Source organism: Sandarakinorhabdus glacialis (genome assembly GCF_014643455.1).
Classification (GTDB): Bacteria; Pseudomonadota; Alphaproteobacteria; order Sphingomonadales; family Sphingomonadaceae; genus Sandarakinorhabdus; species Sandarakinorhabdus glacialis.
Window position 1 is genome coordinate 125,699 of record NZ_BMJM01000003.1, and the last position, 23,315, is coordinate 149,013.

The 23,315-nt window shown below is 66.0% G+C and carries 20 protein-coding genes; 10 read left to right on the plus strand and 10 right to left on the minus strand.

The window, feature by feature from the left end; all coding sequences use genetic code 11:
- The first annotated feature begins 1 nt into the window (after position 1).
- Entirely contained in the window at positions 2-1,213 is a 1,212-nt protein-coding gene (gene metC, locus IEW98_RS05520) for a cystathionine beta-lyase (protein ID WP_371870756.1), read from the plus strand.
- On the opposite strand, the gene prfB is transcribed toward metC, so the two are convergent.
- From prfB to eno, 4 genes are all read right to left on the minus strand, one after another.
- Positions 1,210-2,338, minus strand: a protein-coding gene (gene prfB, locus IEW98_RS05525) for a peptide chain release factor 2 (RefSeq protein ID WP_188761936.1) whose coding sequence is annotated in 2 segments (ribosomal slippage) — positions 1,210-2,268 and positions 2,270-2,338 — 1,128 coding nt in all. Because the reading frame shifts where the segments join, the coding sequence is not laid out codon by codon here. The two genes, metC and prfB, sit on opposite strands and share 4 nt — an antisense overlap.
- A 63-nt stretch (positions 2,339-2,401) precedes the next feature.
- Positions 2,402-4,816, minus strand: coding sequence for a penicillin-binding protein 1A (locus IEW98_RS05530; RefSeq protein ID WP_243450567.1), 2,415 nt, complete (start codon positions 4,814-4,816; stop codon positions 2,402-2,404).
- 55 nt (positions 4,817-4,871) lie between these two features.
- A complete protein-coding gene (locus tag IEW98_RS05535; RefSeq protein ID WP_243450568.1) occupies positions 4,872-6,242 on the minus strand; it encodes an N-acetylmuramoyl-L-alanine amidase in 1,371 nt (456 codons plus the stop codon).
- Between the two features lie 382 nt (positions 6,243-6,624).
- Positions 6,625-7,899 (minus strand): phosphopyruvate hydratase, encoded by a 1,275-nt coding sequence (eno, locus tag IEW98_RS05540; RefSeq protein WP_188761938.1) that lies wholly within the window; start codon positions 7,897-7,899, stop codon positions 6,625-6,627.
- Between the two features lie 293 nt (positions 7,900-8,192).
- On the opposite strand from eno, the gene IEW98_RS05545 reads away from it, so the two are divergent.
- The 7 genes from IEW98_RS05545 to IEW98_RS05575 all read left to right on the plus strand — a co-directional run bounded on the left by IEW98_RS05545 (position 8,193) and on the right by IEW98_RS05575 (position 13,128).
- Positions 8,193-8,687 carry a hypothetical protein gene (locus tag IEW98_RS05545; RefSeq protein WP_188761939.1) on the plus strand — a complete coding sequence of 165 codons (495 nt, stop codon included), beginning with the start codon at positions 8,193-8,195 and terminating at the stop codon, positions 8,685-8,687.
- Positions 8,684-9,106: a phage holin family protein gene (locus IEW98_RS05550; RefSeq protein WP_188761940.1), complete on the plus strand. Its 423-nt coding sequence runs from the start codon at positions 8,684-8,686 to the stop codon at positions 9,104-9,106. Before IEW98_RS05545 ends, IEW98_RS05550 begins: the two co-directional genes overlap by 4 nt.
- 1 nt (position 9,107) lies before the next feature.
- Positions 9,108-9,830, plus strand: a complete 723-nt coding sequence (locus tag IEW98_RS05555; protein WP_188761941.1) for a DUF3618 domain-containing protein — start codon at positions 9,108-9,110, stop codon at positions 9,828-9,830.
- Between the two features lie 119 nt (positions 9,831-9,949).
- Complete coding sequence (locus tag IEW98_RS05560) at positions 9,950-10,594, plus strand: MlaC/ttg2D family ABC transporter substrate-binding protein (RefSeq protein WP_188761942.1); 645 nt, start codon at positions 9,950-9,952, stop codon at positions 10,592-10,594.
- An 8-nt stretch (positions 10,595-10,602) separates the two neighbouring features.
- Complete coding sequence (locus IEW98_RS05565; protein ID WP_188761943.1) at positions 10,603-11,157, plus strand: gamma carbonic anhydrase family protein; 555 nt, start codon at positions 10,603-10,605, stop codon at positions 11,155-11,157.
- Positions 11,158-11,277: 120 nt separating this feature from the next.
- The gene (locus IEW98_RS05570) at positions 11,278-11,496 is read left to right on the plus strand and encodes a DUF4170 domain-containing protein (RefSeq protein WP_188761944.1); all 219 of its coding nucleotides are present in this window, start codon (positions 11,278-11,280) and stop codon (positions 11,494-11,496) included.
- 63 nt (positions 11,497-11,559) lie between these two features.
- Complete coding sequence (locus tag IEW98_RS05575; protein ID WP_188761945.1) at positions 11,560-13,128, plus strand: AMP-binding protein; 1,569 nt, start codon at positions 11,560-11,562, stop codon at positions 13,126-13,128.
- An 82-nt stretch (positions 13,129-13,210) separates the two neighbouring features.
- Here IEW98_RS05575 and rpmE read toward each other — a convergent pair whose 3' ends face one another.
- Positions 13,211-13,447 (minus strand): 50S ribosomal protein L31, encoded by a 237-nt coding sequence (gene rpmE / locus IEW98_RS05580; RefSeq protein ID WP_188761946.1) that lies wholly within the window; start codon positions 13,445-13,447, stop codon positions 13,211-13,213.
- Positions 13,448-13,630: 183 nt separating this feature from the next.
- Between rpmE and IEW98_RS05585 the strand changes: the two genes are divergently transcribed.
- Entirely contained in the window at positions 13,631-14,506 is an 876-nt protein-coding gene (locus IEW98_RS05585) for a substrate-binding domain-containing protein (RefSeq protein ID WP_188761947.1), read from the plus strand.
- Positions 14,507-14,595: 89 nt separating this feature from the next.
- Complete coding sequence (locus IEW98_RS05590; protein WP_188761948.1) at positions 14,596-16,170, plus strand: carboxyl transferase domain-containing protein; 1,575 nt, start codon at positions 14,596-14,598, stop codon at positions 16,168-16,170.
- 15 nt (positions 16,171-16,185) lie between these two features.
- On the opposite strand, the gene IEW98_RS05595 is transcribed toward IEW98_RS05590, so the two are convergent.
- The 5 genes from IEW98_RS05595 to IEW98_RS05615 form a co-directional block, all read right to left on the minus strand.
- Positions 16,186-17,730 (minus strand): Ppx/GppA family phosphatase, encoded by a 1,545-nt coding sequence (locus IEW98_RS05595; protein WP_188761949.1) that lies wholly within the window; start codon positions 17,728-17,730, stop codon positions 16,186-16,188.
- 182 nt (positions 17,731-17,912) lie between these two features.
- Entirely contained in the window at positions 17,913-20,060 is a 2,148-nt protein-coding gene (locus tag IEW98_RS05600) for an RNA degradosome polyphosphate kinase (RefSeq protein ID WP_188761950.1), read from the minus strand.
- Between the two features lie 104 nt (positions 20,061-20,164).
- A complete protein-coding gene (locus tag IEW98_RS05605; RefSeq protein ID WP_188761951.1) occupies positions 20,165-20,770 on the minus strand; it encodes an HdaA/DnaA family protein in 606 nt (201 codons plus the stop codon).
- Positions 20,767-21,945, minus strand: a complete 1,179-nt coding sequence (locus IEW98_RS05610; RefSeq protein WP_188761952.1) for an AI-2E family transporter — start codon at positions 21,943-21,945, stop codon at positions 20,767-20,769. The genes IEW98_RS05605 and IEW98_RS05610 overlap by 4 nt, the downstream gene beginning before the upstream one ends.
- The gene (locus IEW98_RS05615) at positions 21,942-23,309 is read right to left on the minus strand and encodes a heavy-metal-associated domain-containing protein (RefSeq protein ID WP_188761953.1); all 1,368 of its coding nucleotides are present in this window, start codon (positions 23,307-23,309) and stop codon (positions 21,942-21,944) included. The genes IEW98_RS05610 and IEW98_RS05615 overlap by 4 nt, the downstream gene beginning before the upstream one ends.
- Between the last annotated feature and the right edge of the window lie 6 nt (positions 23,310-23,315).

Sequence of the window (23,315 nt, forward strand, 5' to 3'; positions counted from 1 at the left end):
GATCACTCGCCAGCCACCCCGCATCTTGCCGGCCAACGAGGGTGCCGCAACGTCATTGACCCATGCCGGGCGCGGGCCGGGTTTTGCCGAGGGCATCGTAAACCCGCCCGTCTGGCGCGCCTCGACGATCCTGTTCGACAATCTGGCGGCGCTCGACGCCGCCATCGCCTCCCCCGACAAGGGCCTCTACTACGGCCGCCGCGGCACCCCGACCCAATGGGCACTCGAAGACGCCCTGACCGGGATGGAGCCCGGCGCGGCAGGCACCAAGTTGTTCGCCTCCGGGGTTGCGGCAATCGCGACGGCGCTACTCGCGGTCGTAAAAACCGGCGACCATGTCCTAGTCACCGACAGCGCCTATGAACCGACCCGGCTCTTCGCCGATCAAATGCTCAAAAAATTCGGCGTCGAAACCAGCTATTTCGATCCAACAATCGCCGCCGGCATCGAAGCCCTTATCCGGCCGAACACGGCCGCTATCCTGCTCGAATCGCCCGGTTCCCTGAGTTTCGAAATACAAGACGTCCCCGCGATCACCACCATCGCCCGGGCCGGCAACATCGTCACTATCCTCGACAATACTTGGGCGACACCCCTCCGCCTGCAACCGCTGGCACTCGGCTGCGATATCTCGATCCAGGCGCTGACCAAGTACATCGGGGGGCACAGCGACCTGATGATGGGCTCGGCAACGGCCACCCAAGCCCTCTGGCCGCACCTCAAGACCGCCAGCTACCGCCTCGGCCACACCGTCTCAGCCGACGACGCATCCCTTGCCCTGCGGGGTCTGCGGACGCTCTCGCTACGCCTCGACCGGCAGGAGGCCAGCGGCCTTTCAGTCGCGCGCTGGCTAGAGGCCCATCCCGCCGTCGACCGGGTCTGGCACCCTGCCCTGCCGTCGCATCCGGGCCATGCGATCTGGCAACGCGATTTCACCGGTGCGACCGGGCTATTCTCGTTTGTTCTCAAGCAGGGCCGGCGCGCCGACACCGCGGCGTTGATTGACGACCTTGCCCATTTTGGCATCGGGTTCAGCTGGGGTGGGTACGAATCGCTCGCCCTACCCGTCGATTTGCCGAGCGTGCGCAGCGTCACCACGACACCGGTGCCCGGCCCGATCATCCGACTGTCAATCGGGCTCGAGGACCCGGCCGACCTTATCGCCGACCTCGACGCCGGACTGGCGCGCTATTCGGCGCAGTTCACGGCCTAATCGACGTCCTCGACATCAACTGAATCGCCGGTGACCCGCTGGCTCAATGCCGCCGCCATAAACGGGTCGAGGTCGCCATCGAGGACATCGGACGGAGACGTCGAGGTAACACCCGTCCGCAAGTCCTTGACAAGCTGATAGGGTTGCAAAACATAGGAGCGGATCTGGTGACCCCAGCCGATCTCGCTCTTGCCGGCCTCGACGTCGGCTGCGGCGGCTTCGCGGATCGCCAGTTCCCGCTCGTACAGCCGGGCCTTGAGCATGTTCATCGCGGTCGCCTTGTTCTTGTGCTGCGACCGTTCGTTCTGGCAGGCGACGACGACGCCGGTCGGCATATGGGTAATGCGGACGGCGGAATCGGTCGTGTTGATGTGCTGTCCACCAGCCCCAGATGCCCGGTAAGTGTCTATTTTCAGGTCGGATTCCTTGATATCGATATCGATATCGTCGTCGATCTGCGGATAGACCCACACGCTGGCGAAGCTGGTGTGGCGGCGCGCCGCGCTGTCGTACGGGCTGATCCGGACGAGGCGGTGGACGCCGCTCTCGGTCTTGGCCCAGCCATAGGCCTGCGGGCCCTTGATGAGCATCGTCGCCGACTTGATACCGGCTTGCTCGCCGGAGTGAAAGTCAATGACTTCGACCTTGTAGCCGTGCTTCTCGGCCCAGCGCTGGTACATGCGCTGGAGCATCGAGGCCCAGTCCTGGCTCTCCGTCCCGCCGGCGCCGGAGTTGACTTCGATATAGGTGTCGTTGTTGTCGGCCTCGCCGGCCAGTAGCGCGGCGACCTTGTCAGTTTCGGCGCGCTTGGCGAGGGCACGCAGCACCGCCACGCCTTCGACAGCCATTTCTTCGTCGCCCTCGGCCTCCGCCATTTCAATGAGTTCGGAAGTGTCGGACAGTTCAATCTCGATCGCGCGCGTTGCTGTGATGGCGCCATCGAGGCGCCGGCGCTCGGTCATCACCACCTGCGCTGCCTTGGGATTATCCCAGAGCTTTGGGTCTTCGACCCGCGCGTTCAGTTCGTCGAGACGGCGGAGTGCGCGATCCCAGTCAAAGAAACCTCCTCAGCAGGTCCAGCGCCTGCTTGATGGAGTCGGAATAATTCTGTGCCTCGGCACGCATGTCATATGTTCCTGTAAAGTGTCCCGCGACATAGGCCGGGGCAGTGGTGCGTGCAAGCAAGCCTCAGTAGATGCCGCCCGAGTTTCGCATGAATTCGGCGTCGCTGCGGACCCGTTTCGGTGCGGCGGCGGTGCCCCTGCCCTTGCCGCCGACGCTGCTTGTGCGACGTGGCTCGCTGTCGGGCTTGAAAGCTTCCCAGATCACCGCGGCCTTGGCTTCGTTTGTCGGCCAGGTGCCGAATACACGCTTGCCGGAGCGTCGGTCGACGCGAACCATGCGGACGCCGGCGGGGATGTTGAACGGCAGCTTGGGGGCGTGCTTGAGCGCGACCTTGGCGAAGTCGAGCCAGATCGGCGCTGCAACGGTGCCACCCTGGACATAGCCGCCCAAGTCCCGAGGCTTGTCGTAGCCAAGATAAAGGCCTGCCACGAGGTCCTGAGTGCCGCCGACGAACCAGACGTCCTTGGGTCCGCTGGTGGTGCCCGTCTTTCCGGCCAGCGGGCGGTCAAGCGTCAACAGGCGGGTGGCGGTGCCGCGGGTGACGACGCCTTCCATCAGGTGGACGGTCTGGAAGGCGGTGCGGGCGTCGATCGCCTGCTTGGGGACGCCGCCGGGGCGGGGCATGGCCTCGCCGTTCCAGTCGGGCGCGGCGCAGCCCGGGCAGGTGCGGTTGTCGCCCCGGTAGATCACCTTGCCGTCGCGATCTTGGACCATGTCGATCAGCGATGGCTGCATTGCGCGGCCGGCGTTGAACAATTGCGCGTAGGCGTTGGTCAACTTCATCACCGTGGTCTCGCCGGCGCCGAGCGCGATTGCCAGAACGGGCTGATAATCGCCTATTCCCAATGCCTTGGCCTGTGCGACAACCTTGTCCATACCGGTATTGTAGGCGATGCGGACGGTCATCAGATTGCGTGATTGTTCAAGTCCCCAGCGCATCGTCTGGGCGCCGGCGCCGCGCATGTTGCCGAAGTTGCGGAAGCATTTCTGGCCGAGCGAGCGGCTTTGATAGACGCAGTACGGCGCATCGACGACGATCGAGGACGGGGTGAAGCCATTGTCCATCGCGGTAGCGTAGACGATCGGCTTGAAGGTCGAGCCGGGCTGGCGCTGAGCCTGGGTGGCACGATTGAAGCTTTGCGCGCCGGCATCGAAGCCGCCGACCATGGCGAGCACGCGTCCGGTGTGGGGGTCCTGGACAACCATTCCGCCCGAAACCTCGGGGGTCTGACGCAGGGCATAGGCGTTGCCGTTCTTGACGACCGGGATGACGTCGCCGGGCTTCAGCGCCTCGCCCGCCGAGGTCTGGGTGCCCTTGAGGGGCGATGAGGCGGCGTAGCCGGGCAGGACGCCGCGGCTGCCGTCGGCGAACCCAAGCGCCGAGCTGCTGCCTTGCTTGGACAGGACAACGGCTTTTTTCCAGTCGTCGTAACCGGTTGCGACAGCGGTGCCTCGAAGACGTTCCTGCCAGCCCTCTCCGGCGCCGATATTGGTCGCCGGCCCGCGCCAGGCGCGGCCGCGTTCGTAACGCATGAAACCGTCGCGCATGGCGCGTTCGGCAGCGTCCTGAAGGACAGGATTGGCCGAGGTGCGGATCCACAGGCCGCCGCCATAGACGCTGTTGCGGCCGTCGCGTTCGGACTCACCGAACTTTTCCATGAGGGTGCGGCGAACGTCCTCGACGAAATAATCGGAGGTGCGCGAACGGGCGAAGGAGCGGTTGGGAACCGCGACCAGCGGCGTTGCGGCAGCGTCGGCGCGTTCGGCGGCGGTGATATAGCCGTTGGCGAGCATCTGGCCGAGGACATAGTCGCGGCGAGCGACGGACCGGGCATTCTGCGATACGGGGCTGTAAGTGCTTGGTGCCTTTGGCAGAATGGCGAGATAGGCCATTTCGGCAAGATCGAGCTGCGTGGCGGATTTTCCGAAATAGGCCTGTGCCGCGGCTTCGACGCCATAGGCATTCCTGCCGAGAAAGATCTGGTTGAGATAGAGTTCGAGGATTTCCTGCTTGCTGAAGACGGACTCGATGCGGCGCGCCAAGATCGCCTCGCGGAGTTTGCGGGTATAGGTGACTTCGTTGCCGATCAGGCTTTTGGCGACCTGCTGAGTGATCGTCGAGGCGCCGACCGGGCGGCCGCCGCCGACCATTGATCCGATGTTGGTGAAGACGGCGTTGACGATGCCGGCGTAGTCGAGGCCGCCGTGCTCGAAGAAAGTCTTGTCCTCGGCCGAAATATAGGCCTCGACGAGTTTCTTGGGAATCTCGTTGTAATCGAGATAGATACGGCGTTCGCGCGTAAACGTCGTGAGGATGTTGCCGTCGATGTCGCGGACCGTGGAGGGTAGTGCCGCCGAAAAATTGGCAAGCTGGCCCTCGTCGGGAAGATCCTTGGTCGCCGAGCGATAGATCAGCGCGGCGCCGAGCACGCCGGCCAGCACCAGTCCCAAAAATCCCCAGATGAACCAGCGCCGCATCGATACTCCAACTTTCATGTGTCGATAGCGGGTGAAGGCTGAGTAGGAAAGCGCTTCAATTGCCGACCAGGTGGCGTTCGACAGCACGCGCAATGCCGTCGGCGATCTTGCGGCGGCCGCTGTCGGAAAACAGGAATTCGGCGTCATCCGAGTTAGTTACGTAGCCTGTCTCAAGTAAAACCGAAGGAACATCGGGAGCTTTCAGGACGATCAGCCCGGCAAAATGGTGGAATTCGCCGCGAAACCTGATCTTGTCGGACAGGACGTCCTGCAGGGTTTCGGCGAAGGTGACCGACACGTTACCGGTCGCCCGCCTCGATAAATCTATCATGATTTCACCGACTTCGGGCGCTTCAAGGCCGAGATTGACGCCGCCGATGATGTCAGCTTTGTTCTCGCGGGCAGCCAGACGCGCGGCGACTGCGTCGGAAGCCACTGAACTCAGGGTATAAACGCTGGCGCCGCGGGCGCCGACGTTGGGCGCCGAATCGGCGTGGACCGAAATGAACAGGTCGGCGCGGGCCTTGCGGGCGATAGTGGCGCGGCCGCCCAGCGGGATGAAGCGGTCGTCGCCGCGCGTCAACAAAACGCGAATCTTTCCAGAGCGTCCAAGGCGTTTGGCGGTGAGCTTGACGATGGCCAGGGCGACGTCTTTTTCATAGCCGCCGTTGATGCTGATGGCGCCGACGTCCTTGCCGCCATGGCCGGCATCGAGGACGACGAGAGGCTTGCCGCCGGAGCGCGAGCGGGCGGGCCGGGCGCGTGTAGGGGACGGGGGATTTGCGGGGGTTTCAAGCTGTTGGGCGGGCTGTGGCGGGGGTTCGGCCAGTTGGACGACGGTCGGTTTCGCCTCGGCAACGGGAGTGGGCGGGATTGCGACCGGTACATCCGGGGAAAACATGTTTGTCGGCAGGTCGAATTCGCTGGTTTGGTTGAGCGGCGGCGCGGTGGGCGTCGTCACCGGCGCGCTGGCGATAATCTGCAGCGGCCGGCGACCGCGGATGGCGTTGGCGATGAAGACGGTGTTGGGGACGCGGCGCAGGTTGAGTACGAGGCCGGTGGGACTGGCCTGCGCCGAGACGATTTCGATCGGGCCGACGAGATCGAGCACCAGCCGGGCGACGCCTGGCGAGAACATGGCGAAGCGCATGCGGATAACGCTGCCGGTACCGGCGACGGTCATCGGCTCTGAAAGTGAAGCGGGGATGTCGACGACGAGGCGGTACGGCGTTTCGAGCGACATCTGATGGGCGACCAGGGGCGCGCCATCGGCAGTGATGGTGACGATGCCCGGGACGATCGAGACAGCGTTGAGACGTGATTGCCTGGGGGGCGCAGGTGCGGCGGGCGGCTGGGGGCCCGGCGCGGCGGCGATGGCGAGCGCGGCCAGCAGGATTGCAGTCAGGATGGGTGGCCGGCCTTGCACCGGCGTCTGGATAGGGTTGCTGGCGCGTGGCTGCAAGCATTGTCGGGTGCGCAGTGTGTGGACTGCGACGGAACGGAAAGGCCGAAGAACATGGGTCCCGGGTCAAGCCCGGGATGACCGGATCAAAAGAGTCAGGCGGCGGTCGTGGCGGCGATCAGCAGGGCGAGGATGATGATCGCGGCGCCATAGGTAAGGCCGAGGCGAAGGCCGTGCAATCTGGTCTGTCGGTTCATGGAGCCCCCTCCGTGTGATATCGATCGATAGGAGCCTTTACGATTAGGTAAACAATTAGGTTGCAGTAATTGCATATTTAATTCGAATGATCAGTATTTTTCGCCCCTTCGGCGAGGGGCGAGTGTCCTCCCCTGAGGGGAGGACAGGCCTAGCGCAGCACGCTGCGGCCGGCATAGCGGGCGGAGGCGCCGAGTTCTTCCTCGATGCGGATGAGCTGGTTGTACTTGGCGAGCCGGTCGGAGCGGGCAAGGCTGCCGGTCTTGATCTGGCCGGTGCCGCAGGCGACGGCGAGGTCGGCAATGGTCGAATCCTCGGTTTCGCCCGAGCGATGCGACATGACGCTGCGATAGCCGGCGCGGTGGGCCATGTCGACGGCGGCGAGGGTTTCGGTCAGCGTGCCGATCTGGTTGACCTTGACCAGCAGTGCGTTGGCGAGGCCGTCCTTGATGCCCTGCCCCAGCCGCAGCGGGTTGGTGACGAACAGATCGTCGCCCACCAACTGATGCGTTTTGCCGAGCTTGTCGGTCAGCGCCTTCCAGCCAATGAAATCATCCTCGGCCATGCCGTCCTCGATGCTGAGGATCGGATAGTCGCGGGCCAGCGCGACGTAATAGTCGGCCATCGCCTCGGGGGTGAGCTTCAGTCCCTCGCTGGCGAGGATATAATGGCCATCGTGGAAGAATTCGGTCGCGGCGGGGTCGAGCGCGATGAAGACGTCCTCGCCGGCCTTGAAGCCTGCCTTGGCAATGGCGGCCATGACGAAATCCATGGCGGCGCGGGTGCCGTTCAAATTGGGTGCGAAGCCGCCTTCGTCGCCGACCGCGGTGCTGTGGCCGCCGGCCTTGAGCTCGGCCTTGAGCGTGTGGAAGATCTCGGCGCCCCAGCGGACGGCTTCGGACAGCGTATCCGCGCCGACCGGCATGACCATGAATTCCTGGAAGTCGATCGGATTGTCGGCATGGGCGCCGCCGTTGATGATGTTCATCATCGGCACCGGCAGCAGGTTTGCCGAGACGCCGCCGACATAGCGGTGGAGCGGCAGCCCGCGCGATTCCGCGGCGGCTTTTGCGGCGGCAAGGCTGACACCCAGGATGGCGTTGGCGCCGAGGCGGGCCTTGTTGGGCGTGCCGTCGAGCTCGATCATCGCTGCGTCGATCTCGCCCTGTTCCTCGGCTTCCATGCCCGACAGCGCATCGAAGATCTCGCCATTGACGGCGGCGACGGCCTTGCGGACACCCTTGCCCATGTAGCGCGCGCTGTCGCCGTCCCGGAGCTCGACGGCCTCATGGGCGCCGGTGGAGGCCCCCGACGGCACGGCGGCGCGGCCCATCGCGCCGTCCTCGAGCACGACATCGACTTCGACAGTCGGGTTGCCGCGCGAATCGAGGATCTCGCGGGCGTGGATGTCGATGATCGCGGTCATGGCGGGGGTAACCTTTCCTGATGACGTCCACGATCGGGATGCGATCGGCGGCAGCCTTGGCCTTGGTGCGAGAACGTCCGCGCAATGATTATTGCGCTAACGCCGTGCCGGGGCCATCTATCTGCCAAGTTGCATCGCGGCAATGACTTCGTATGGGGACCTCGAGTGGAGCAGGAGGGCCGTTCGACGGCAATGGCGAAAACTTCGGTGCGGCACGGCGACCGGTGGGCGCGGCAGTGGAACAGGCGGCACCCAAAGACGTTGTGCGATGGCAAGGCAACACAGGAGAGGCGATGATGACCGAGAGCTCGCAGTACGACGATGCGATGTATGACGATGGCGACGACGCCGGCACGGTTTCGCCGCGGATCGGGCAGAGCGCCGGCTACGGGTCCCCGGGTAATCGGCCGGATGCGTCGTCATCGGGCAAGCGCCCGGGTGCGTCGTCGTTCCGCCGGCAGGGCATTGCCGGCGTCGCCCAGTCCAAGCTGCTCGATCTTGCCGAAAGCGGCAAGCTGGCGCTGGTAGAGAGTATCGACGGCCTCGCGGCGATGTCCCGCGAGATGGCCGAGAAGGTCGAGAGCCGGGGCAACGGCCTGTTCGGCGGTTATGCCTGGCAGGCGGCCAATCTGGTCGGCGAGTTGCAGGACACGCTGCGCGACAAGCCGGTCGACGAATTGCTCGACGACGGCCGCGACCTGATCCGCCGCCAGCCGGCGGTTGCCGTCGGTATCGCAATGGTCGCCGGCTTCCTCGCCGCGCGGCTGGTGAAATCGGCCGAGCTATGAGCAAAGACGACGATACCGGATTGATGGAGCGGCCGGCGCCCGCGCACGGCCAGGAATCTATCGGCGCGCTGGTGCGCCGGCTGGTCGACGAGATGGTGTATCTGGTGCGCAGCGAGTTTCGGCTGGCGCGCAGCGAGATGCGCGCCAGTGCGATATCGGCATCGGGATCGCTGGCTGCGATGGCGGTAGGCGCGATGCTGATATCGGTGGCGCTGTTCTGTCTGTTGGCGGGAGTTGTGGCCTGGCTGGCGCAAAGTGTCGGCGTTGTTGCCGCGGCGTTCATCGTTGCCGGTGTATCGGCGGTTATCGGCGGCGTCCTGATCGCTGTCGGTATTGCCCGTCTGAAGAGTATCGATTTTGCGCCGGCGCGCGCCGTTGCCAATCTGAAGCGCAGCGCCGAAACGTTCAAGGGAGACTGAGATGACACCCAATCCGGTGGAATATTATGCAAACGAGGCCGACGAGGCGCGCGTGCGCATTGCGTCGACGATCGACGAGATCCAGGGCCGCTTCGACCCGCGGCGGATCTTGGACGAGGTCGTGTCGAACGTGTCGGGCGGCAGCAACAAGCTGATGGGGCAGGCCCGCCAGGGGGCTCGCGAACATCCGGTGGCGATCGGCGCCGCAGTGGCAGCGATCGGGCTGGCCTTGCTGGCGCGGCGCAAGCTGGCCAATGCAACGATCGACATGGGCGACGACGGCGGCACCTATACCGACTACGATGATGGTTTCGGGTTTGTCGAAGGCCCGTCGCACGACCTTTACGGCGATGACGCGGATGCCGTGGTCGGCAATTATCCAAGGCCGCGCAAGTCGCTGTCGGGAGCGCTGGGCGCGCTGAACGGCGGCCGGCAGCAACTGGCGGGCAAGGCCGAAGGCGCAATCGACTCCAATCCACTGGTGTCGATCCTGATCGGGCTGGCGGCCGGCGCGGCGCTCGGGGCATTGTTTCCGGTGTCCGAGGCCGAACGCCGGGCGCTGGGCCAGACCGGCGCCAGGTTGAGCCAGGCAGCGAAAACGGCGGCCCGGCGCGCAGCGGATGATTTCACCCACGCGGTCGATGTCGTGAAGACGACCGCCGAGGATGCCGGGCGCAAGGCGCGCGGTGCTGTCGGCAGCACGCAGGATGAACTGGCTGGTTAAGGATTTAACCGCGGGTTCAGGCGCCCGCGGCTAATTCGAGGTTGAACGGCCCGGCCATTGTGCCGGGCTGTTTATTGATTGGGCCCGGAGCGCCGGGTGTGTTCAGGAGAATTTCGGCAATGCGTTTCCAGACTCTTTTGGCGGTTTCGATGCTGGCTGCCGCACCGCTGGTGGTTGCGGTTCCGGCTGCTGCACAGGTTGCAGCGGCGCCCGCCAATGCCGGCGACCCCGCAGCGCGGCAGTTCGTCGAATCGCTGGCCAACGATGCATTTGCGGTGCTGCGCGACAAATCCAGTTCGAAGGCCGAGGGCCGCGCCAAGTTCCGCTCGATGTTGCAGCAGAATGTCGCCCTGCAGGATATCGGCAACCGGCTGATCAAGCGCCACCGCGCGACGATTACCCCGGCTCAATATTCGGCGTATCAGGCGGCGCTGCCGGAATTCGTGCTCAACGCCTATTCGGACCGGCTGTATGATTATTCGGATGCCAGCGTGAAGACGCTGCGTACCGTCGGCCGCGGGCCGGGGATGACCGATGTTTACACGCGGGTGACGCGCCCCGGTTCGCAGCCGGTCGACGCGATCTGGACGGTGAAGAAGCTCCCAACCGGCAAGAACAAGGTCAACAATTTGACCGTGCAGGGCATCAACCTGTCGTTGACGCAGGAGGCCGATTTTAACGCCTATATCCAGAAGAACGGCTTTGACGCGCTGGTGACGTTCCTCAAAACTGCCAATAGCAAGTCGGCGCTGAAGGCCGCATAAGTTTCGGCATGATCCAGATTGCCGATAGCGCCTTTGTCCATCCCAGCGCCCAATTGTACGGGCGGGTCAGTATGGGCGAAGGCGCGTCGGTGTGGTGCAACGCCGTGGTACGGTGCGAGACGTCGTTTGTGGAGATCGGCGAGGCGGCCAATATCCAGGACTTCGTGATGATCCATACCGATCCCGGCAAGCCGGTGATCGTGGGGGCGTATACCAGCGTTACCCACCATGCGACGCTGCATGGCTGTACCATCGGCGACCATTGCCTGATCGGGATCAACGCGACTGTCTATAATGGGGCGGTGATCGGCGCCGGGTCGATCGTTGGGCAGCATGCCTATGTGAAGGATGGCATGGTGGTGCCGCCGAATTCGATCGTCGTCGGCAGCCCGGCCAAGGTGATCGCGACACGCGATAATCGGCTGCCGAACCGGATCAATGCGGAATTTTATCGGTTGAATGGGGCGGCTTACAAGGCTGGGAACCACCGGGCGTGGGATGGGGCGGAGTTCGAGACGTGGTTCGGGGATATGATGAAGCGGTTGGTTGGGGAATATTCTTAGGGCGGGGTTTTTCCGGTTGGGGGAGACACCCCCACCCGCTCGCCAAGGGGCGAGTCGCCTCCCCCCTCGAGGGGGAGGAAAGAGGGTGGAATTTTCGGCCTTTGGTCGGTAGGTAGGCGGATGAGCAAGCTTCATCTCGTTTTCGGCGGGCGGGTCAGTGATCCGCAGACTCTGGATTTCAGCGAACCCGATAAACTCGACGTGATCGGGGTGTTTCCGGATTATGCCTCGGCCGAAGCGGCGTGGCGGGCGAATGCGCAGCGGACTGTCGATGATGCGACGATGAAATATGTCGTGGTGCATCTGCATCGGCTCCTGGATCCGGCGGTGCTGGGCTAATCAATGCGCGGGCTGGTTGCGGTGCCGGCAGGTCCCTAGGCTCGAGGCTTGGAGAGTGACCAGATGACCAGTGGCCTGAGTTTCGGACGGATTTTTGCTGCGATCGCGGCGGCGGTGGACCCCGCGCAGCCGGCCACGATCCACGGAGATGTCGTAACCACCTGGGGTGAGTTCGACCAGCGTACCGATGCGCTGGCGGCGGCGTACCATGCCGCGGGCGCGGTGCCGGGCGACCGGATCGCGCATCTGATGCGGAATTCGCCGGCGTATTGCGAGACGACGATTTCGGGGTTCAAGGCGCGGCTGGTCCATGTCAACGTCAACTACCGCTATACCGGCGAGGAGCTGTTCTACATTCTCGAGAATTCGGGCGCTTCGGTGCTGGTCTATGACGCCGAGTTTGCCGGGTTGATCGATTCGATCCGCGACCGGCTGGGGGTGAAGCTGTTTCTCCAGGTCGGCGGCGAAACGGCTGGATTTGCTCAGGATTTCGATACCGTTGCGGCCTCGAGCGAGAAACTAACGCCGCAGGACTATCGCTACGAGGACATGCTGTTCATCTATACCGGCGGGACGACCGGCATGCCCAAGGGCGTGATGTGGGAACAGGGCGCGCTGTGGGGGATCATGGCGGCGGGGGCCAACCCGCTCGGGACGCCGCCGCAGACGCTGGACGAGCATCTGGACAATATCCGGCAGGGCATCGGGCGCAACCGCAGCCTGGTGTTGCCGCCGCTGATGCACGGCACCGGGATGATCATCGCGATCAGCACGCTGGTGCGCGGCGGCACGGTGGTGACGGTGCCGGGCGACAATTTCGAGCCCGAGCAGGCGCTGGCGATCTGTGCGGCGCAGGCCTGCGATTATGCGGTGATCGTCGGCGATGCGTTTGCGCGGCCGTTGCTGCGCGCGCTCGATGCGGGGCATGGCAGCATCGCGTCGCTGGGGGTGATGATCTCGAGCGGGACGATGTGGTCGCCCGAGACCAAGGCGGGGCTGCTGAGGCATGCGCCGGCGATGATGATCGTCGATGCGCTGGGGTCGTCGGAAGGGCTGGGGCTGGGCACGTCGATGCAGAACAGCGACAATGCCGGGGCGGCGACCAAGTTCGTCAGCGACGGTAACACATTGATATTGGGCGATGACATGAAGCCGGTGGCGCCGGGTGTGATGGGGCGCGTGGCGCGGGCGGGGCTGATCCCGCTGGGTTACTGGCGCGACGAGGAGAAGTCGGCGAAGACGTTCGTGACGGTCGGCGGGGTGCGCTATTCGTTGCCGGGGGATTTCGCGATCATCGAGGAGGATGGCAGCTTTACGCTTTTGGGGCGGGGCAGCCAGTGCATCAATACGGCGGGGGAAAAGGTGTTTCCCGAGGAAGTCGAGGAGACGCTGAAGACGCATCCGGCGATCGACGATGCACTGGTGTTCGGGGTTGCCGACGAGAAATGGGGCCAGGCGGTGACGGCGGTGGTCGAGGCACATGCCGCGGTCGATATCGAGGCGCTGCGGGCGCATTGCCGGGTGCACCTGGCAGGGTACAAGACGCCGAAGCGGGTGATCGTGGTGGCGAAGGTGCCGCGGGCGCCGAACGGCAAGGCCGATTATGCGGCGGCGCGGTTGCTGGCTGGGTAGCTAGCTGGCGGGGAGGTGGCGGTTTGGCCCCTCTCCCCGCCGCTTCGCAATTCGCCCTCTCCCCGGAGGGAAAGGGGTCAGCTCATTCGCCTGCTTTTTTCAGACCGAAGCCCGAGAAGCGCTTGTTGAAGCGGGCGACCTGGCCGCCGGCATCGAGCATCTTGCCGGCGCCGCCGACCCATGCCGGGTGCGAAGTGGGATCGATGTCGAGCGAAAGCGTGGCGCCTTCCTTGCCGTAGGTCGAGCGGGTCTGATATTCGGTGCCATCAGTCATCTTGACGGTGATGGCGTGGTAATCAGGGTGGATGCCGGGCTTCATGGCGTTCGCTTTCCAAAAGTAGGGCTGGTTCCGACCAGCCTGCAAGAGCGGGGCGCATAGCCCGGTGCGGCGGGTAATGCAACATCCGGCGGCACGGGGATGGGGCATCGGGAGGGGTATGCTGGCGCCCGAGGGCGGCGCGTGCGATGTTGCGCATGGGCATTTGGGGCAAACGGAACGGGGATGCACGTTTTCTGGGCGGGATTCGGCTTGGGCTTGCTCGTCGCTTCGGTGGCGGCATCGGGTAGCCTTGTGGCGCGGGTGGCGCAGCCGGCGTCGGTGCGCATCGCCATGGATACCAGTGCGGTGCGTCCGGAGCGGCCGCGGCGGATTGCCAGTCTCGATGCCTGTACAGACGAGCTGGCGCTGTTGCTGGCCGCGCCCGGGCAGCTGATTTCGGTCAGTCGGGCGGGGGCCGATCCGCGGCAGTCATTGCTGTCGGCGCGCGCGGCGGGGTTGAAGACCAATGATGGCCGGGTCGCCGACGTGACCGGGATGGGGCCGGACCTGTTGCTGATCGACGGCGGCGACGGCAATGCCGCGAATACCGCGCGCGAGCTGGGCATCGCGGCCGCCGCGGTGCCGCAGCCGCGCAGCCTGGCGGAAGTGCGCGACACGGTGCGCAAGGTGGCGCTGGCGCTGGCGCTGGGGCGGCCCGAGGCGGGGGCGCGGTTGATCGCGCGCATGGATGGTGACCTCGGCGTGCCCTCGGCGCGGCCGTTGGCGACATTGATGGTCGATGGCGGCGGCAAGACGATCGCGCCCGAGGGGCTGGCGGCGCAGTGGTTGCGTCATGCCGGGTTGCAGCAGCAGCCGATAATGCCGGGGATGGTCGATTTCGGGCGGCTGCAGCGCGACCCGCCGCGGGTGCTGCTAATCGTGCGGCAGCAGCCGGGATTGGTCGGCGGCAACCAGAGCTGGCGCGCCAATCCGGCGATGAAGACGCTGCCGCCGCAGGTGCGGCTCGTTGAAACCGATGGCCGCGCCTGGGCGTGTCCGGGGCCGGCGCGGGCGGCGGAAGCGGCGCGGCTGCGGAGCGTCGTGCACGCGCTGCGGTAATCCGGCGGACGGCGAGTCGCCCCGGGCGTGCGGGGGAGAGAGTTCACATAGTGTTGAGCGTCGTCGGCGGCGCGCCTATACCCGTCGCCATGAACCATATCGGCCAACCTCTCCCTCCCGGCGCGCGCGCCAATAGTGCGGCCATGGCGGTGCTGGTCGCCGATTTACGGGCAAAGATCGCGGCGATTGCGCTGGGTGGCCCGCAGGCGTCGCGCGACCGTCACGTGGCGCGCGGCAAGCTGTTGCCGCGGCAGCGGGTCGAAGGGTTGCTCGACCCGGGGACGGCGTTTCTCGAGATCGGGCAGCTGGCGGCGCATGAGGTGTACGGCGACGACGTGCCGGCGGCCGGGATGATCGCCGGCGTCGGGCAGGTATCGGGCCGGCTGTGCGTGATCGTCGCCAATGATGCGACGGTGAAAGGCGGCAGCTATTATCCGCTGACGGTGAAGAAGCATCTGCGGGCGCAGGAGATTGCGGCGCAGAACGGCCTGCCGTGCGTGTACCTGGTCGATTCGGGCGGGGCGAACCTGCCGCGGCAGGACGAGGTTTTTCCCGATCGCGACCATTTCGGGCGGATATTCTTCAACCAGGCCAATATGTCGGCGGCGGGGATCTCGCAGATCGCCGTGGTGATGGGGAGCTGCACGGCCGGGGGCGCCTATGTGCCGGCGATGGCCGACGAATCAATCATCGTGCGTGATCAGGGCACGATTTTTCTCGGCGGGCCGCCGCTGGTGAAGGCGGCGACCGGCGAGGAAGTGTCGGCCGAGGAACTGGGCGGCGGCGATGTCCATACACGGCTCTCGGGGGTGGCGGACCATTTGGCCGACGATGATGCCGATGCACTGGCGATCGCGCGGCGGATCATCGGTACCCTGCCCGCTCCGGCGACGGTACCGGCTGAACCGATCCGCGCGCCGTTGTTCGATGCCAGCGATTTGCATGGGCTGGCGCCGCTCGATACGCGGCATCCGGTTGACGTACACGAGGTCATCGCGCGGATTGTCGACGGGTCGGAGTTGCATGAGTTCAAGCCGCGCTTCGGCGAGACGCTGGTGACGGGCTTTGCCCATGTCGAGGGCATGCCGGTCGGGATTATCGCCAACAACGGCATCCTGTTTTCGGAAAGCGCGCAAAAGGGCGCGCATTTCATCGAGCTGGCGTGCCAGCGGCGGATACCCCTGCTGTTTCTGCAGAATATCTCGGGGTTCATGGTCGGCAAGCGTTTCGAGAACGAGGGCATTGCCAAGCACGGCGCCAAGCTGGTGACCGCGGTGGCATGCGCCGCGGTGCCCAAGATCACCGTGGTGACGGGCGGATCGTTCGGGGCGGGCAATTACGGCATGTGCGGGCGAGCTTATTCGCCGCGCTTCCTGTGGATGTGGCCCAACGCGCGGATTTCGGTGATGGGCGGCGAGCAGGCGGCGTCGGTGCTGGCGGCGGTCAAGTCGGGCGGGTTCCGGAATGCAACCGACGAGGAGGCCTTCAAGGCGCCGATTCGCGCGCAGTATGACCGGGAGGGCCATCCCTACCATGCATCGGCACGGCTGTGGGACGACGGGGTGATCGACCCGGCGGATACGCGGGCAGTGGTGGCGCTGTCGCTGGCGGCGAGCCTTCAGCGGGCCGTGCCGGAGACGAAGTTCGGCACGTTCCGGATGTAGGCCGCGCCGGGTAGGTCAGGCGGTGACGACCTTGGGTTCGAGGCCGGTGGCGTTGCCGAGCAGCTTGAGGCGGCGTTGGACCGAATCGCCGAACAGCGCGCTGTGGCGGGCGTCGAGGCGGAGGACGACGTTGCCGCCTTCGCGGGTCAGCCGGCTGGCGGCGAGTGCGGTCGCGGTGCCGCCGGTCAGGCGTTGGCCGAGGCGGAGCGCCAACCCCCAGGCGCGGGCGCGGGTGAGAAGTTCGGCGGGCGCGAGCTGGTCGAAAATGGCGAGGACGGGGGCGTCGCTGGCGCCGCCGAAGCAATGGTGGAGCGCCTTGGCAAGGGCGGCGCGTTCGGCGGCGGTGACCGCGACCCAATTGCCGTGGAGGGCGGCATCGACGCCGCGTTCGGCGCGAAAATCGGGGTGGGCGCGCCACGCGATGTCGCTGAGCAGGCAGGCGGCGAGGCGCAGGCGCCGATCGCTGGCGGGTTCGATCGTGGTGGCGTTGCCGTTACCGGTGCCGGCGAAAAGCCCGTCCATCCAGTCGAACAGCATGTCGCCATGCTCGGGGAAGCGACCCTGTCGCATGCCTTCGGCGCGGGCCGCCTCAATGAGTGGATCGAGCGACTGTTCCTGGGCGCTGAGCTGGCCGTAGAGCAGCCCTTCGCGCAGGCCATAGCCCGAGGCGATAATCGACGACGATCCGAGTTTCTTGACGGTGGCAGCGAGCAGCATGGCGGCGCCGGGGAGTGATGGCAGCCGGCCGGTGGAGACGTTGGGGACGGCGCGCAGCGTGGCGAGATCGATCTGGGTCAGGCTGCGGACCAGCGAGGCCGGGGCCTCGCGCGGCATCTCGTATTGATGAACGATCGGCAGCGGGTGGCCGGATTGATAGATATGGACCTGCGCCAGCGCTCGCCACGAGCCGCCGACCATGTAGAAGGGCAGCCCCTTGCCGGTGTTGGCCCAGCCGACCTTGTCGAGCGCCTTCTTGATGAAAGGGGCGAGGGCGCGCCGATCGCGCTTGCGGACGGCATCGAGGCGCAGCGAGCCGATGGGCAGCGAGATACGGTCCCCGACTTCGCCGCGAGCGACGCGGATCAATTCGAGGCTGCCGCCGCCGAGATCGCCAACGACGCCATCGGCATCGGGGATGCCGGCAAAGACGCCCTGGGCGGCACCGCGAGCTTCCGTCTCGCCGTCGATGATTTCGATTTCGAGCCCGGTTTCCTGGCGGACGCGGGTAATGAATTCTTCGGAATTGCTGGCTTCGCGGACGGCAGCGGTGGCGACGGCGCGCAGGGTCACGACGCCCATCGCGTCGGCGAGGGCGACGAAACGCGACAGCGCGATGACGGTGCTGTCCATGGCGCCCTTGCTCAGGCGGCCGTTGGCGGCCAGGCCACGGCCGAGGCCTGCCATGACCTTTTCGTTGAACAGCGTTGCCGGGCTGCGGGTAAGACCCTGGTAAACCACAAGGCGGACCGAATTCGAGCCGATATCGACGATGCCGATCAGGCCGGGCTGGGCCGCGATTGGGATGAGCGCGGGTCGCTCGGTCAGATATGCACTGGCCATTGGGATTCCCGGGGTTGCTGTGGGGAAGGCTATGCCGGAAGCGGGGGCGTGTGGGAAGGTGTTGCGCGTGATTGTGCGGGGGGCGTGTGGGGGCGTGTGGGCTTTTGATTGTTAGGGAGACACCCCCACCCGGGCCGCGAAGGCGCGTCTCTCGCTTCCCCCCTCCAGGGGGAGGACAAGGGTTAGTCTTCGTCGTCGTCCAGGACGAGTCTTGGGACGCCGCCGCTGGCTTTCAGGCTGGCGCCGCGGCCCGAGAGCGAAGGATTGGTCATGAAATAGCGGTGGAGGTTGAACGGCGGCACATGGCCCTTGAGGCGTTTGTAGCTGCCGTCGGCGCGGAGTTCCCAACTTTGCTCGGTGTCCTTGAGATTGGCGACCATGACCTGGTCGAGGACCTGGGCGTGGACGGTGGGATTCTCGATGGGAACCATGACCTCGACGCGGCGATCGAGGTTGCGCGGCATCCAGTCGGCACTGCTGATATAGATTTTCGCGGCGGGTGACGGGAGTTCGGCGCCGTTGCCGAAGGCGAAGATGCGGCTGTGCTCGAGGAAGCGGCCGACGACCGAGCGGACATGGATGTTTTCGGACAGGCCGGCGACACCCGGGCGCAGGCAGCAAATGCCGCGGATGATGAGCTCGATCTGGACGCCGGCGCCGCTGGCTTCGTACAGCTTGTCGATGATGCCGGTGTCGACGAGGCTGTTGAGCTTGACCCAGATTTCAGCCGGCAGCCCGGCGCGGGCGTTGGCGATCTCGGTGTCGATGAGGTCGTAGATCTTGCCGCGCATGGTCAGCGGCGCCATGCCGAGCTTTTCGAGCCGGGTCGGCTGGACATAGCCGGTGATGTAGTTGAGCACCTGCGCCGCGTCGCGCGCCAGCATCGGGTCGGCGGTGAAAAAGCTGAGATCGGTGTAGATGCGCGCCGTCTGCGGGTGGTAATTACCGGTGCCGAAGTGGACGTAGGTGCGGATCTTGTCGCCTTCGCGGCGCACGACCATCGACAGCTTGGCGTGGGTTTTCCATTCGACGAAACCATAGACGACCTGGACGCCGGCGCGCTCGAGAGCCGAGGCCCAGAAGAGGTTCTGTTCCTCGTCGAAGCGGGCTTTCAGCTCGACAACGGCGGTGACCGATTTGCCGGCTTCGGCCGCGTCGATGAGGGTGCGGACGATCGGCGAATTCTTGCCGGCGCGGTAGAGCGTCTGCTTGATGGCGATGACATCGGGGTCGGCGGCGGCCTGCTTGAGGAACGCCAGGACGACTTCGAAGCTCTCGTAAGGGTGGTGGACGACGAGGTCCTTGGCGCGGATTGCGGCGAAACAGTCGCCGCCGTGCTCGCGGATACGCTCGGGGAAACGCGGGCTGTACGGCTCGAACTTAAGGTCGGGGCGGTCCTCGTCGACGAGCAGTGCGAGGTCGGCGACGCCGAGGACGCCGGTGACGACGGTGGTGTCGTGCTCGCCGACGTGAAGGGCGTTCTGGACCAGGGTGTAGAGGCCGGCGGGGGTGGCGGCCTCGATCTTGAGGCGGATGACTTCGCCGCGGCGGCGACGCTTGAGGGCGGTCTGGTAGAAGCGGACGAGGTCCTCGGCTTCTTCCTCGACTTCGATATCGCTGTCACGGATGACGCGGAAGGCGCCGTCGCCGATGAGGTCGTAGCCGGGGAAAAGCTGCGAGAAAAACGCCCGGATGGTGTTTTCGAGGCTGATAAAGCGGATGTCCTTGCCCGGCAGCCGGATGAAACGCGGCAGCATCGACGGCAGCATGAGCAGCGCGCGGAGCAGTTCCTCGTCGGACTGGCGGCGCAGTTCGAGGATGAGCGAGAAGCCCTTGTTGGGGATGAACGGGAATGGGTGGGCGGGGTCGATCGCCTGCGGGGTGAGGACCGGGAAGATCTGACCGAGGAAATGCTTTTCGAGCCAGGTGCATTCGTCGGTGGTGAGCGCGCTGGCGGGGATGACGTTGAAATCGACCGCGGCGAGTTCATGGACGAGGTTGCCCCAGACGCGCTGCTGCATTTCCATCAGGCGGTCGGCATGCAGGACGATGGCGGCGAGTTGCTGTGCCGGGGTCAGGCCCTCGGGACTGCGGGTCTCTATGCCGGCGCTGACCTGGCCGCGCAGGCCGGCGACGCGGACCATGTAGAATTCATCGAGGTTGTTGCCCGAGATCGACAGGAAACGCAGACGCTCGAGGAGGGGATGCGCGCGGTTGCTGGCTTCCTCCAGGACACGGTCGTTGAAGGCGAGCCAGGAAATCTCGCGATTGAAGTAGCGGTCGGTCTCGGCGATCGGGGCGGGTGCGTGGGTTCGATGAACGGTGGCCATGCGGCACCTTAGCGGATGCAGTGTTGCAGGTCGATGAAGGGGCAGGTGAAGCAAGAAACCCTCCCCCGACCCCTCCCTGGAAGCAGGGAGGGGGGAAGTGAAGGCTAGAGGGCGAGGCGGAGCTGGCCTTCGAGGAGCTCGCGCGCGAGGGGGACGGTGATGTCGCGGCGTTCGGCGAGGGAGAGGGCATCGAGCGCGGCGACGACTTCGGCGGTTTCGGCGAAGCTGCGTTCGATGCGCATGACGAGGTAGACAATGACTTCGTGGCCGACGCGGAGGCCCAGGTCGGCGAAGCGTTTTTCGAGGACGGCGGCAACAAGCGCGTCGTCGGGGTCCTCGAGGCGGACGAGGGGCGTGGCGGCAAGGCGGGAGGCGAGATCGGGGAGGCTGTGCGCCCAGAATTTGGGCAGGCGGCGGGCGGTGAACAGCAGCGGCGCGGCGGCGGTGGCGGCGTTCCAGGCGTGGAAGAGCGGCTCGGCGTCGGTGGCGGTATCGGCGTCGTCCAAGACACGGCCGGCGAACAGCCCGGCGAGGTGGGATTTGCCCGAGCCGGCGGGGCCGACGAGGACGGTGCGCGGGGTTGGCCAGGTTTCAGGGGCGGCGAGCCAGGCGGCGGCGACGCGGTTGGCATCGGACAGGACGAAGTCGCCGACGCCGAGCCGCGGCGCATAGGCGAGCGGCAGCGGCGCCTGGTCGACGGCGTCGTTCATAAACGGGGATCGGGTCCGTAGAAGTGGCTGGCGCGGTAATGGGCGAGCGCGTGGCGGACGATGACCCCGAGGACCGCAGCGACGGGCACGGCGAAGAAGACGCCGACGATGCCGGCGACGGTGCCGCCGGCAAAGACCGCGAACAGCACCCAGACCGGGTGAAGCCCGATGCGGTTGCCGATGAGGTTCGGGGTGAGGATCGAGCTTTCGAGCATCTGGCCGACGAAGAAGATAACCAGCAGCATGCCGAGGTTGACCCAGTCGAAGCCCCATTGGCCGAGACCGACGAGCAGGCTGAGGCCGACGGCGAAGATGACGCCGAGGAAGGGCACGAAGCCGAGGATGCCGGCGAGAAGCCCGAGAATGATGGCGTAGTTGAGGCCCAGGATGCTCCAGCCGACGGCGTAGAAGAGGGCGAGGGCGATGCAGACGAGCGATTGCCCACGAATGAAGCCCGACAGCGCAATGTCGGATTCGGCGGTGAGTTGCTTGATGGCGGGCAGTTGCGGGCGCGGCCACCAGCTTTCAATGCGCGCCAGGATGATCGGCCAGTCTCGCAGCAGGTAAAAGGCGACGATGGGCGTGATGACGACGAACGAGATGAGGTTGACCAGCGCCAGGCTGCCGGCGACGATGGTGCCGATCGAACCGGTCAACCACTCGATGGCGCGGTTGCCGAGGTTGGCGACGATCTCGCGGCTGTTCGAGAGAAGGTTGGTATTGCGCAACAGGCGTTCGGCGACGGGTATCGTGTCGTCGATGAGCTTTGGCAGCGAGACGATAAGCTGAGTAACTTGAGCTTGCACGATCGGCGCGCTGGCGAGCAGCAGCCCGACGATGGCGACGAAGAAGATGACGAGGACGGTGACCGACGCGAGCCAGCGCGGCCAGCCGCGTTGCTCGAGCTTTTGCGCCGGGGGATCGAGCAGATAGGCGACGACGAAGCCGGCGACGAACGGGCCGATGACCGAACGCGAGGCCCAGAACAGCGTGATGAAGCCGGCGATCAGCAGCAGCCAGGCCCAGTGGATGCGCGGCAGGCTGAGACGGTCGGCGAGGCTGAGGCCGGTCGCCGGGGGCTCGGGCGGGATGTAACCGGGTGCGGATAAGGGGGGCGGGGATGGCGGAACCACCACGGGGTCGATCAGCGCCGGCTGCGGAGGTTTCGCGGTCATGCGTTCGGCCTTGGCAGAAGATCGGTGGGGCCGGCAGCGGGCGGCGTGGTGGCGGGCGCTGCCGGGAGCGTGCGCGCCCCCGGGCGTGTAACGCCTGACGTCGCGGGCGGTGCCGAGGGGTCGGCGGCGGTAGGCGCGGCGCCGGGCGCGGCAACGACGGGCGCGGCGATGACTGGCGGCGGGATCGGGGCTTCGCCTTCGCGGCGGCGGCGGAGGACGGTCTCGCCGTTTTCGGCAGCGAGACGGAGGCCGCGACCATCGAGACTGTAGAGCAGCAGGTCGCGGCTGCCGGCATAATTCATGATCAGCCGCGAGGTGCCGCCCAGCGACAGGCTGGTGATGGTGACGCCGGCGACGCCCGGCGTGCCGCGCAGCGCCGATTCGAGCGCCGAGGCGGTGGCGGCGTCGGGCGTTGCCATAGCGACTTCGAGGCTGGAAATTTCCGCATCGAGATCGACGCCGTTACCGCCGGTGAGCGGCGTGCCAATGGCTGCCCCGAGAGCGATGATCGGCGCCATTTCGGCGGTCAGGTCGGGATTGCTGCGCAGCCGGCCATCCTGCAGCGCGGCCGAATAGATCTCGTCGATGCGGCGGACGGCGGTGTCGAGCATGACAGTGAGCCCGGCCTCGTCGGCGCTGGCGAGGGAGAAGCGGCCGAGTTCGGTGCCGTCGGGACCGTGGCGCGCGATGAACAGGCCGGTGACAGGCCCGCCCGGCCAGACGCGCGTGAGGCGCGATTCGGCCACCAGCACGTCGACGGCATCGAAGCGGTTGAGGACGTTGCGCCAGCTCGGGCGATCGGGGCGGCGCGCCTGCCAGCCGGTAAGCAGGACATTGTCGCCGGGCGAGCCCGAGGCGATGATATAGTCGATGGGGGTGACGTTTTCGCGAAAACGCAGCCAGGCGGCGCGCCACGGCGTCCGGTATTGGTAAAGCGAGCGCAGGCCGCCGTCGGAATTGAGCGGCAGCAGCAACATCGGCGGCGATTGCAGGGTGATGCCGGTGCCGCCGAGGAATTCCCGCGAGCGGGCGCGATCGAAGACGACGCCGAGGCGGGCGATGTAGCGGGTCATCGAGAAGCGTTCGCCCTGGCTTTCGATACCCGAGACGATCGAATCAAGCTGGCTGTCGTTGAGCTTGGGCGCGGCGCTGACGGGACCGCCGGTGAGGCGCGACCAGAGCATCGTCCATCCCTTGCGCTGGGCGATGCGGAAGGCGGCGCTGCGGGCGGCCTCGGGGGTGGGCGCGGCGACATCGACGTCGATGCCATCGACGGCATAGCCGCTGCCGCCGCTTTGCTGGGCGGCGGCGGGGACTGCCGCGATGAGCAGGACGGCGAGGATGAGACGGAGAATGGCGACCACGCGCCC